This is a genomic window from Pedobacter sp. 10L46_2, from assembly GCF_056395165.1.
Genome location: NZ_JBFTIZ010000288.1, coordinates 1 through 11,217, shown reverse-complemented (window position 1 = coordinate 11,217; position 11,217 = coordinate 1). Strand labels below are relative to the sequence as shown.

The 11,217-nt window shown below is 38.8% G+C and carries 12 protein-coding genes; 6 read left to right on the top strand and 6 right to left on the bottom strand.

All coding sequences use genetic code 11. The features are described from left to right. Window positions 1-235 precede the first annotated feature (235 nt). Window positions 236-961, top strand: coding sequence for a tetratricopeptide repeat protein (locus AC1DDX_RS22690; RefSeq protein WP_337717792.1), 726 nt, complete (start codon window positions 236-238; stop codon window positions 959-961). 46 nt (window positions 962-1,007) lie between these two features. Continuing rightward, a complete protein-coding gene (locus AC1DDX_RS22685; protein WP_337717790.1) occupies window positions 1,008-2,036 on the top strand; it encodes a glycoside hydrolase family 18 protein in 1,029 nt (342 codons plus the stop codon). Between the two features lie 18 nt (window positions 2,037-2,054). On the opposite strand, the gene AC1DDX_RS22680 is transcribed toward AC1DDX_RS22685, so the two are convergent. After that, window positions 2,055-2,816 (bottom strand): alpha/beta hydrolase, encoded by a 762-nt coding sequence (locus tag AC1DDX_RS22680; protein WP_216854456.1) that lies wholly within the window; start codon window positions 2,814-2,816, stop codon window positions 2,055-2,057. Between the two features lie 172 nt (window positions 2,817-2,988). Between AC1DDX_RS22680 and AC1DDX_RS22675 the strand changes: the two genes are divergently transcribed. The 3 genes from AC1DDX_RS22675 to AC1DDX_RS22665 all read left to right on the top strand — a co-directional run bounded on the left by AC1DDX_RS22675 (window position 2,989) and on the right by AC1DDX_RS22665 (window position 7,337). After that, complete coding sequence (locus AC1DDX_RS22675) at window positions 2,989-5,334, top strand: DUF5916 domain-containing protein (protein ID WP_477622640.1); 2,346 nt, start codon at window positions 2,989-2,991, stop codon at window positions 5,332-5,334. Window positions 5,335-5,450: 116 nt separating this feature from the next. Next, window positions 5,451-6,206 carry a hypothetical protein gene (locus AC1DDX_RS22670; protein ID WP_337717786.1) on the top strand — a complete coding sequence of 252 codons (756 nt, stop codon included), beginning with the start codon at window positions 5,451-5,453 and terminating at the stop codon, window positions 6,204-6,206. Window positions 6,207-6,275: 69 nt separating this feature from the next. Next, window positions 6,276-7,337, top strand: a complete 1,062-nt coding sequence (locus AC1DDX_RS22665; protein ID WP_337717784.1) for a glycoside hydrolase family 5 protein — start codon at window positions 6,276-6,278, stop codon at window positions 7,335-7,337. 21 nt (window positions 7,338-7,358) lie between these two features. On the opposite strand, the gene AC1DDX_RS22660 is transcribed toward AC1DDX_RS22665, so the two are convergent. The 5 genes from AC1DDX_RS22660 to AC1DDX_RS22640 form a co-directional block, all read right to left on the bottom strand. After that, window positions 7,359-7,916, bottom strand: a complete 558-nt coding sequence (locus AC1DDX_RS22660) for a GlxA family transcriptional regulator (RefSeq protein WP_477622639.1) — start codon at window positions 7,914-7,916, stop codon at window positions 7,359-7,361. Window positions 7,917-7,926: 10 nt separating this feature from the next. After that, a complete protein-coding gene (locus AC1DDX_RS22655; protein WP_477622638.1) occupies window positions 7,927-8,292 on the bottom strand; it encodes a type 1 glutamine amidotransferase family protein in 366 nt (121 codons plus the stop codon). Window positions 8,293-8,376: 84 nt separating this feature from the next. Next, window positions 8,377-8,856, bottom strand: a complete 480-nt coding sequence (locus AC1DDX_RS22650) for a DUF6644 family protein (RefSeq protein WP_337717783.1) — start codon at window positions 8,854-8,856, stop codon at window positions 8,377-8,379. Between the two features lie 8 nt (window positions 8,857-8,864). Then, on the bottom strand, window positions 8,865-9,218 hold the full coding sequence (locus tag AC1DDX_RS22645) for a DUF6152 family protein (RefSeq protein WP_172662500.1): 354 nt from the start codon (window positions 9,216-9,218) through the stop codon (window positions 8,865-8,867). Between the two features lie 59 nt (window positions 9,219-9,277). Further along, window positions 9,278-10,255 carry a GntR family transcriptional regulator gene (locus AC1DDX_RS22640; protein WP_288883054.1) on the bottom strand — a complete coding sequence of 326 codons (978 nt, stop codon included), beginning with the start codon at window positions 10,253-10,255 and terminating at the stop codon, window positions 9,278-9,280. 125 nt (window positions 10,256-10,380) lie between these two features. On the opposite strand from AC1DDX_RS22640, the gene AC1DDX_RS22635 reads away from it, so the two are divergent. Further along, window positions 10,381-11,217 (top strand): beta-L-arabinofuranosidase domain-containing protein (locus tag AC1DDX_RS22635; protein ID WP_477622637.1); only part of this gene is annotated, 837 nt, incomplete at its 3' end.

Below are 11,217 nucleotides of genomic sequence, written 5' to 3'. Positions count from 1 at the left end.
GGTATACTGAACTTCTGAATATAATATAGGAATGGAAAAGCCCCATTATTAAAGCATAAAACAAAAAGGATGCAAAATAAAAAAAGGAATCTGGTTAAAATGAGAGAGACGTATTTGGCCATATTGTATGTTCGGTTCTGATTGCTATAAGCAATTGTTAAAGTAAGAAAATAGTTCCTATCTTGTTCTACAAGAATAGAATTTTTTAACAAATAGCAATTCAACGCATCTCTTAATGAAACAACTTCTAATAATAGCTCTAATTTCATTATCAATTACTTCATGTAATTACGCACAGCAGCCTGCAAATGTCAACTCAGAATTACCTGGTAAAGCAATCAGTTATGAGGATTGGAAAAAAGAAGCGCAAACTAATATCAGGTTAAATCCCAAGTTTGGAGATGCTGTTAAAACGGACTCTCAAAAAGAAGCAGATCAACAGCTTATAGATGATTACCTGAAGCAACAAGGTAACCACCATAAAGGTGCAGAGATACTTATAAAACTGGGTTTTGAATATCTTTATAAAGGCGATGTTAGAACAGCAATGTACAGGTTTAATCAGGCGTGGTTACTGGAACCTAAAAATGAAAATGTATTCTGGGGATTTTCTGCTGTTTATTTTACACTAGGGGATCATGAAAAAGCGATGGAACAATTGAATGAGGGACTGAGTTTGAATCCTAATAGCTCAAACTTACTTACTGATAAAGCAACAATCTATTACGCCAGATTTCCCAACAGCAACAATCCCAAGGATTTGTCTGCCGCTATTGATTTATTAATCCAGTCGTATAAGATAGATCCTAAAAATCAAAATACTTTATTTAAGCTATCGGCAGTGTATTTTATGAAGCAGGATTGTAAAAATGCCCTGAAATATTATAATGAATGCAAGAAACTGGGAGGAAGGCCTATCACCAAAGAATTTACTGAAGCAATTCAAAAGCAATGCCCATAATATCTGATCATTTTTTCTAAATTTAGGCACCTAAACCAATTTAACCATGAAATTTATTTACTCCATTATGGGTATTTTGCTTACTGCTATGTTAAGTACAGCTCAGGCACAGCAAAAAGAAACTCCCAGTAAGCACGTCAAGAATAAGGTAATTGTAGCTTATGTTACGTCGTGGGGTAAGGTTTTACCCGATCCTAAACTGGTTACACACATCAATTATGCTTTTGGCCATGTAAATAAAACATTTGATGGCGTTACTATCGAGAATGAAGGCCGTTTGAAAGATATTGTTGAATTAAAATCTAAACATCCAAAGCTTAAAGTTTTGCTGTCTATTGGTGGGTGGAAAAGTGGAAGATTTAGTGAAATGGCTGCGTCTGTGGAAAACAGAAGCAAATTTGTTGACGATTGCCAAAGAGTAGTAAGTTCATTTAACTTAGATGGAATAGATATAGACTGGGAATATCCCACAAGTTCCGAAGCTGGAATATCTTCTTCCCCAGATGATACCAAAAACTATACTTTACTGATGTCTCAGATTAGAAATAAGATTGGTCATAAAAAATTACTGACATTGGCGTCTGTTTCAAATGCAAAGTATATCGATTTTAAGGCGATTACACCAATAGTGGATTTTGTGAATGTGATGACGTATGACATGGGGACCCCTCCAAATCATCATGCAGGCCTTTATCATTCAGAGTATACCAAAGACATCAGTGTGGATGAAGGGGTGACTGCACATTTAAATGCAGGTGTACCCGCCAACAAACTAGTTCTTGGGATTCCATTTTATGGGCATGGTAAAGGTGATATTGCCTGGTATATCGATTATAAAGACATCGTAAAACTAAACGGTTATACAAAAAAATGGGATGATGTGGCTAAAGCTCCTTATTTAGTGAATGATGCAGGAGAGTTTGTATTGACCTATGAAACGCCGCAGTCTATTGCTATAAAATGCGCTTATTTGCTTGAAAAGGGAATGCTCGGTGCGATGTACTGGGACTATACCGCAGATACTGAAGACGGGGAGTTGCGAAAAGCAATACACTCCGGTGTTTACAGCAGATAAAAGAGCAATCTAAAATCATTATTTCTCTTTTTCCAGAAAATCAGCAAGCTCTGCAGATTTGTTAAACTGTGGGTTGTGATCTGCTTTAAATATCAGGTATTTATAACCCCTTTCTTTGGCCCTCTCACCATATGCATAAAAGCTGTCTTTTTCAGGTTCTGTACCTTCTTGCACAGTTAATATGTATGTCGCAGGCAATTTTAAGGCCCTAGGGTTTTTTCTTGAAACAGGCTGAGTGAAGGTTTTGACAGACTGGGGTACATCTTTTGGAAGTGGCTGGTTTGGTTTAACCCATTGGGGAATCATAAAACCATTTGTTGATGCCATTCCAATATCATTAGTGCCAGTTTTTTTGGAAGTAGCTAAACTTTCTCCATCGTTAGGCAAAATTGCATCAAGAAAAACCAGCTTTTTAATTCGATCCGGGATACTATCGGCAACTCCGGTAATTACCATGCCTCCATAACTATGACCAACTAAAATAACATTGTGTATGTTTTCATAAAGAATCAGATTAACCACATCTTTGATGTGGGTATTCAGATCAATGTCAGGAGAACTCAAGTGGACACGTTCACCTTGACCGGTTAAACTTGGTCTGTAAACAATGTTGCCGTGGTTGGACATTATTTCATCAACATTTTTAAAAGCCCAGCTACCTCCCCATGCTCCGTGAACGATTACATATACAGGTTTTTCCTGAGCTAATGCATAATTGGCGACTAATAAACTTAAAATGCAAGTGACTATTCGTAGTGACTTTTTTGTGAATAAGACCATAATATGGGGATTGGGTTAGTGTTAAAATAATAGAACGCGCACCGTACACTGTATCGGTTTAAATATAGCAATACTTATTAGTAAGGATGGCAAGATTTTGTCTGAATATTAATGTAAGCAAGCATGCAACATTTACAATACGGTAGTGTCTTATAGGCATTAACCGCTTTAAATGAAACACTACATATTTCTGTTTTTCTTGCTTTCATATACACTGGTATGTCAGGCTCAGGATCCTTCAGTGCAAAAGAAATTGCAGGCGGTGAGAACTACCGAAAGCCCAAAAATAGATGGTATTCTCGATGATCACTGTTGGATAGATGTTCCTATCGCTACTGATTTTTTTGAAATCAGACCTGTACCAGGCAGGGTAGAAGGAAAGGAGAAGCGTACGGAGATGAAGGTGCTATATGACGATGCTGCAGTATATGTTTATGCGCGGATGTATGATCATCCTGATAGTGTTTCTCATGAATTGGTTTCGCGGGATAATATTGGCAATGCCGATTTTATCTCCATAGTTTTCGACCCTTTTTACGACAAGATGAATGGCAATGGTTTTTTTGTTACCGCTGCGGGAGTTCAGTTTGATGCCAAATACTCGCAAATTGGCGATGAAGATGAGAACTGGAATGCTGTTTGGGAAAGTGCAGTTAAGATCGATGATAAAGGCTGGACTGCTGAGATGAAAATTCCTTATTCTGCTTTGCGTTTTTCTGCCAAAGAGATTCAAAACTGGGGACTAAACTTCAGTCGCCGAATCCAGCGCACAAATGTTCAAACATTTTGGAATTTTGTTAATCCCAATGTAAATGGTTTTATTAATCAGGAGGGGCTTTGGATGGGCGTTAAGGACATAAAACCACCATTACGTTTATCATTTTCCCCTTATCTGTCTGCTTATGTAAACCATTATCCGGCCAATATTCCAGGTATAAAAAACACAACCGCGCGTTTCAATGGCGGTATGGATGTTAAGTATGGTATTAACAACAGCTTTACCTTAGATATGACCTTGGTGCCGGATTTTGGTCAGGTGCAGTCCGATAACCGAATTCTGAACCTAACACCCTTTGAAGTTAAGTTTAATGAAAACCGACAGTTTTTTACAGAAGGAACTGAACTGTTTAATAAGGGAGATCTGTTTTATTCAAAGCGCATTGGCTCTATTCCAAAATACTATAATCGTTCTGATATAAGCAGCACTGAAACCATCATTAAAGATCAAAGTGAAGCCAAAGTGCTAAATGCCACAAAGGTTTCCGGTAGAACCGCAAAAGGACTTGGCATAGGTATTTTTAACGCGATAACTAAAGCCATGCAAACCGAGGTTGAAGACCAGCAAGGGAGTATAAGAGAAACTGAAACTCAACCGCTAACCAATTACAACATTCTGGTATTCGATCAGTCTTTAAAAAACAACAGCTCTGCAACTTTTATCAATACCAATGTTTTAAGGCAGGGCTCTGCCTACGATGCTAACGTAAGCGCTTTATTGTTCAACCTTAATGACAAAAAGAATGTTTACTTTTTTAATGGGGCAGGTAAAATGAGCTATCTAAAAGGAGCCACCAGCAGAACAGGTTTTAATTATGAATTTAAAGGTGGTAAGCAGAGCGGAAATTTCAGATGGAGCTATAATCAGGTATATGCTGATGACAAGTTCGATAAATCTGATATGGGCTTTTTTACCAACAATAATTTTTTAGACCAGCTTGTTAGGTTTGGATATAATAATTACAAGCCAACCTCATGGTATAACCAACTAGAAAGCTGGTTAAATTTTGAATATTCCCGGCGTGTTAATCCCGGCGATTATCAGCGTTTTGGTGTCGTTACCGGTGCCTGGGTGCAATTTAAAAGTATTTGGTCGGTTGAAGTGGATTTAGACTACGGGCCAGAGGGAAACGATTTTTATGAAGCCCGAAACGGTCAATTGTACAGAACGCCTGCCCGGTTTGGGGCATCTGTTTATGTAAATCCAAATAATGCAAAGGCATATAACTTTGGAGGAAATGTAAAGTACTTCAAAAAGGAACTTTTCAATGGAAGGGAATATAATTTCTATTTTTTCCAGAACTTAAGATTAAATGACAGGATCGCTTTTGGTCTTGATTTGAATTTTAATCCAAGCTACGATTATGTCAGCTGGATAAAAGCGCAAGGTGATCAGGCAATTTTTTCCCGATATAACCGGAACACAGTAGAAAACTCATTTGATGCAAAATATTCATTCAGCAATAAGATGGGAGTGTCTGTTGTATTGCGGCACTATTGGAGTGATAGGAGAAATAAAGAATTTTATCTGTTAACCAATCAGGGTACGCTTGCTGCTTATCAGGGTGCTCCACTTACTGCAATGGATAGGAATTACAATGTTTTTAATGTCGATTTAATCTATGTTTGGCAGTTTGCCCCCGGAAGTGAACTTACCTTGTCATATAAGCAAGCTGCCGAAACCAATGATGATTTTTATACTAAACGCTATAACAGAAATTTCGAGGATATAGGTAAATAAATTGCCATCCAAATCACGAATAGAATTGATCTGGCGATCAAATGTATTTTGTTGTTTACAAAGGAAGTTTTGGGCTATTATTTGTGTATTATTAGGTACACACAAATGTAACCACTATGAAAAAGCTTCTCATGGTTGTACTGGCTAGCTATGCCATCACAGCCCGTGCCCAGGTGCACGAATCCCAAAACTTTCTTTACCTTAATTCCGACTCCGTAATCTATGCTAAAAGGATCATTTTCCGGCCTGATTTTTCTGGATTTTGGCAGCTACGGGCCGATTCCCGAAGAATTTCGCCCGAAAAAGTAAAATTCTTTAGTAACGAAAATGGTTTCTTCGCCAATACCAGGAGAGTCACTTTCGGACGCACTGCCGAATTCGCCGAGCGTATTGCAGAGGGAAAAATTAATATTTTTCAGGAAATTCCTTATGATGAATTTCTGGACGATAGGGCATACAGATATGGAGGCAGGCCAGAGCCTGTTGTTAACCTTCGGATGTATTACAACAAAGGATTCGATAATTTGAAAAAAGTAAATTATCAAAACCTTAAAAACGACATGGCCGATAATCCGGAAAGCATGGATATGCTGGCTGGCTACAGAAGAAGTATGAATACCAGCAAAATATTATATGCTGCTGCCGGAGCATCATTTGTGGCTGGTATTGTTTCTTTTCTGGTAAAAGGTAACAATATGCAAAAACTATCGCATACTGGATTCGGTCAGAGCAGTATGAACACAAAAGGTCCAAATGTTACGGGTACTTTATTGTTCTGGGGACTTGCTGCGGGTCTTGGCGTAGGAGGGTTTGTTGTACATACATCTGGATCAAGACATCTCGAAAGCGCTGTGGATGTTTATAACAGATAGTCTTCTACTTATCCATGAATGTTGGTATATTTAAGGAAATAAACCGAACCTCAACTATCTCAAAGCTAAATGGAAAGAAGAAAATTCCTTCAACTAGGGGTGGGTTTAACAGCTGCAAGCCTATTTACACCTGCATTTGTTAAATCCAACCCTTTAATTATACCAAACAAGTTACCGCTCTGGCGTGGCTTTAATCTGTTAGAGAAATTTAATGGAGACCATAACCAACCTTTTAAAAAAGAAGATTTTCAAATGATGGCCAAATGGGGTTTTAACTTTGCCCGTTTACCAATGTCATACCACTGCTGGTCAAAACCTGATAATTGGCTTCAAATGGACGAAAATGTGTTGAAAGAAATAGATCAGGCAATTGACTACGGAATTAAATACAAGATTCATGTTAACCTTAACCTCCATCGTGTCCCGGGTTATTGTGTTAATCCACCGGCAGAGCCACTTAATTTATGGAAAGATGAGAAGGCTTTAGAAGCTGCTGCCTTCCATTGGCAAACCCTGGCCAAACGATACAAGAGGATCAATAGTAAGAAATTGAGCTTCGATCTGATTAATGAGCCTTCAAATGTTGAGGAGCCAGATTACGTGCGGGTAGTTACACGGATTGTTAATGCCATCCGGCAAGAAGATCCTGATCGATTAATTGTTATTGATGGACTCCATTATGGAACTAAACCCGTATTTGGGGCATCCGACTTAAATGTTGGACAAAGTACCCGGGGATACGGACCTATGCAGGTAAGTCACTATAAAGCATCCTGGGTTAAAGCAGATTGGCCTGTTCCAACCTGGCCTTTAAATCCAGAAAGCAACGACAAGTGGGATAAAGATCGGTTAAAACTGGAAATATTTGATCCCTGGAAAAAGCTAATGGACCAGGGCGTAGGAGTACATGTTGGCGAATGGGGAGCATACCAGCATACTCCTCATGATGTATCGCTTGCATGGATGAAAGATAATCTGGAAATATGGAAGGAAAATGGCTGGGGCTGGTCGCTATGGAATTTGCGTGGTAGTTTTGGTATTCTTGACAGCGAGCGGCAAGATGTAGAATATGAAGATTACAATGGCCATAAGCTAGATCGTAAAATGCTGGAGCTGCTACAGCAATATTAAGATAAGTATTAAGATAGGTTGCTATACTAACACAGATTCCTTAAAATACCTGGCTTTATAATCCAATGGGGATAAGCCAGTTATTTTTTTGAAAACGCCTCTAAATGCTTTGTCATCTGAATAGCCAACTTCATTCATAACTTCATAAACGGTCTTATTTCCTTTTTCAAGTGTGCTTTTAGCAACTTCTACTTTTACTCTTTGCAAATATTCCACGGGAGTATTGCCAACTGCTTTAATGAATCGTCTGTCAAAATTTCTTCGGCTAATGGCAAGCTTTGAGGCAAGTTCCTCAAAGGAAATTTTCTCGCTTAGATTTTCTTCTATATAACTTTGTGCTTTACTAATAAGTTCATCGCCATGGTTTTTTTGTGTTCTGAAAATGTGAAAAGGCGACTGTGATGATCTTTCAATGTCAATTTGAAAAATCTTTGAGCAGATAATAGCTACCTCTCTGTTAAAATACTCTCCAACCAGAAAAAGTATCAGGTTCAAAAATGAATATCCACCCCCGTTGGTATATATTCCTCGTTCAGCGGTAATGAGCTTATCAATTTGAAGATTAATATTTGGAAACAACCGTCTAAAATCAGCCTGTGGCTGCGAGCAAAAATGCCCCGGAACACATTGAGGCAACTTCAGTACCACCCATATACTGTTCCTTTATCCATGCAATTAGAGAAGCATTGTTTTCCAGCAGATCAATGTCATAAGAAACAGAGGGGATGATCAGCAGATCAGTTTTTTCTATATCATTAATATTTATAGGTTTAATAGAAAAGAAACCGTCATCAACCTTTAACTCTGGCACAAATCCGGCTATCCTTACTTCCATCATGGGTTTGTTACCCATTTTTTGCCAAATGTCATTCGCGCGTGTTAGTATTTCAAATGAACCGGTTATGCTACTCAGGTTAATTTCCCCTTCAGGAACAACTATAGTCACTAGCTTCATGGTAAAAGTTTTTATTAAAGATACCAGATTCAGATCTTAATTTAAAACTCAGGTTCTCAATAGTATTGTGTTTCTCCAAAAAGGTTAATACGCCAGCAAACGACCGCAGGCAATAATTGCTACCCATACGGTGATCGAAACAAGGGCCGATATTTTTGTGGAAAACGGAAGTTCTTGATTTTGGGCGTCAGATTTAGGTTTGAATAAGAGTTTATGAAACACCAATACAATAAGGGCTGCAATTATCAGCAAAGCCATTTTTAGCCAGAATGTTGGGTCTATACCAAGGGTTTTTGAATTGGTCATGAATAATAACATTCCAGAGGGTATAACCAACAGCAATGCTTTTCTTGACCAGGGAAGCAAATGGCAGGATAAGCCGAATATGGAAAGGCTTTTTGAAAAACCCAGCAACCGCAGGTCGAACATAAATGCAGCGCCCACTAAAATTACAATTCCTGTGATGTGTACAATTTCCAAAGCCGGGTACAACCACAAGGATTGACGAATAGCAGCCGCCAAGGCTGTATTTTCTAACCAGCTGAGGAGATCAGATATAAACAAAGGCACAGCTATCGCAATTCGTATTTTACACTGTCTACAAATATCCTTTCTGCCCTCATTTCTGTTTTTTTAGTTTTATGAGGATAAGCAACCAACCTTACTTCTGTCCCCTTTTTAATCATATCAGCAGTTAGCCCACGATCTGTCATGCGGCTGGTAGGGGCTAAATAAACTGTCCATAATTGTTTTTTGTATTTTACTTTAGCCAAGGCATGCGGATTTTCATATACCGACTCTTCAATTGTGGTTTTAAAATCCAATACTTTTTTTTGATCATAATCAGCCCAACCATGGTGGAAAGCTGTGAAGGAAACGCAGAGCAAACAAAAGATTGCCAGCGAAATGCTTTTAAAATAATTCATAACCTGCAGATTTAATGATAGTTGAATATACCAAAAAAAATCCTTTGATCAAATAGCTTCTACAGGGAGCTTCGAACTTCCAGCTTCCATGGATTCTCAACTGTGTTAATCCCTTTTGTTTTGATCAGCTTTGCCATGGTCTTTCCCATCAGCTTAAAGTCGGTAGAAAGTGTCGTGATCCCACCGGCAAGAAGCTCTTTAAGGGGGGTATCATTGTAAGATATGATCCCAAAATCAGTACCTGCGGTAAGCTGTTGAGCAGTGGCCTGCTTCAAAAGATCCACCAGGTCCCTGTCATTCACCACAATAAATAAATCACCTTTTTCTATTGTTCTTGTGGTAGTCACAGAAAGATAGTCGTGGCCAAACCCATACTTGCTGCAAAACACTTTAAGACCATCATAACGCTCCAAAGGCTCCTTTTCTTCCTTTTGAATCATATAAATGTGCCTGTATTTGCGAATCAATTCTATGGCTGATTCCAAAGCCTCGTAGGTATCTGTTTCAAAATTCTGTGCCACCGATGAATATTTTCCTTTCAAATCTGCATGGAAATGGTCCAGCAAAAACACCCTGCCCGATAAAGATTCCAACAGCGGTTCAATTCCCTGAAACTTTCCCGACATGATGATGTAATCTGTATACTTGTTATTGGCATCATTTACCAACGTTTCAAAAACCTTTCTGTTGTAATTATGAAAATACAGATCAACTGTGGCGCTATTCCCAGCCGATTCCACAAAAGAGTTGAACAGGTCTTCTTTAAATTCATTGAATTCATTGAAGAGCAGGAATATATGATGTCCTGTCTGAATTTTGGTGCTCTTCACAAAATAACCAACCCCGTGGTTGGATGCAATAATACCTTTTGACATCAGTTCGCGTAAGCCCGCAAACACTGTGTCACGCGATAGGCCATACTCAGTTCTGAAATCATTGATAGAAGGTATCCTGTCTCCATTCTTGTATTCCTCTGTGCCTATTCGATCAATCACATGGCTTACTACAAGTTTATATTTTGATTTATTTTCTTTCACGTTTGGTGTATTGCTGGCAAATATAGTTACTTGCCAGACAAACATCGTAAATAAAAAATAAAAAAATCGTACCAGTTCGTACCAGTTGTAAAATATTTATATATTTGGAGACCAAACCACACACAATGAAACACTATTTCTTATTAAGCATCGGCATTACCACTGCTCTTTTTACCGATAGCATGGCACAAACCACTGGTGTTAACCAGAATGTCCAGCTAACCCAAAGCCTTAAAGCAAACATAAATGACACTTTCTGGAGTCCTAAATTCGAGCTTTGGAGAACCACAACTGCCAACGATGTGCTGAATAAGTTCGAAGGACAACACCTGCCTGCAAAAGAACAGGAAAGTAATAATGTGTTTAACAATTTCGATAAGATTGCCCAGGGAAAAAAAGGAACAGGCAGTCATGCAGGTTTGCCCTGGTTTGACGGCTTGATCTATGAAAGCATTCGCGGAATAGGTGATCTCACCATTCAGCATCCCGATCCAATATTACAGGCACGACTTGATGGGTATATAGATCGTATCTATGCTGCTCAAAAGGCCGATCCCAACGGATATATCAATACCTATACCGATCTAATGGAACCAACCCATCACTGGGGAGATAACGGTGGGCTTTTACGTTTTCAACACGATGTTTACAATGCAGGTATGCTCATAGAGGCAGGCGTTCACTATTACAATGCCACAGGTAAAACCAAACTGCTCGAAGTTGCTACCCGTTTTGCAAATTACATGAGCAACCTGATGGATTACATGAGCAACCTGATGGGGGTACCAGCCCACTCCGGGCCAGAGGAAGCGGTTATGAAATTATACTGGCTATATAAAAACAACCCTGGTCTTAAAAAGAAAATGGAGGTTCCGGTAAATGAAAAGGCTTATTATGATTTGGTAAGGTTCTGGATCGAAAATCGTGGTAACCACATCAACAATCGTGGTAACCACATCAAC

What these genes read in the sequence shown, in the direction of transcription:
- AC1DDX_RS22690 (WP_337717792.1), top strand. Translation starts at nt 236, where the DNA reads ATGAAACAACTTCTAATAATAGCTCTAATTTCATTATCAATTACTTCA.
- AC1DDX_RS22685 (WP_337717790.1), top strand. Translation starts at nt 1,008, where the DNA reads ATGAAATTTATTTACTCCATTATGGGTATTTTGCTTACTGCTATGTTA.
- AC1DDX_RS22680 (WP_216854456.1), bottom strand. Translation starts at nt 2,816, where the DNA reads ATGGTCTTATTCACAAAAAAGTCACTACGAATAGTCACTTGCATTTTA.
- AC1DDX_RS22675 (WP_477622640.1), top strand. Translation starts at nt 2,989, where the DNA reads ATGAAACACTACATATTTCTGTTTTTCTTGCTTTCATATACACTGGTA.
- AC1DDX_RS22670 (WP_337717786.1), top strand. Translation starts at nt 5,451, where the DNA reads ATGAAAAAGCTTCTCATGGTTGTACTGGCTAGCTATGCCATCACAGCC.
- AC1DDX_RS22665 (WP_337717784.1), top strand. Translation starts at nt 6,276, where the DNA reads ATGGAAAGAAGAAAATTCCTTCAACTAGGGGTGGGTTTAACAGCTGCA.
- AC1DDX_RS22655 (WP_477622638.1), bottom strand. Translation starts at nt 8,292, where the DNA reads ATGAAGCTAGTGACTATAGTTGTTCCTGAAGGGGAAATTAACCTGAGT.
- AC1DDX_RS22645 (WP_172662500.1), bottom strand. Translation starts at nt 9,218, where the DNA reads ATGAATTATTTTAAAAGCATTTCGCTGGCAATCTTTTGTTTGCTCTGC.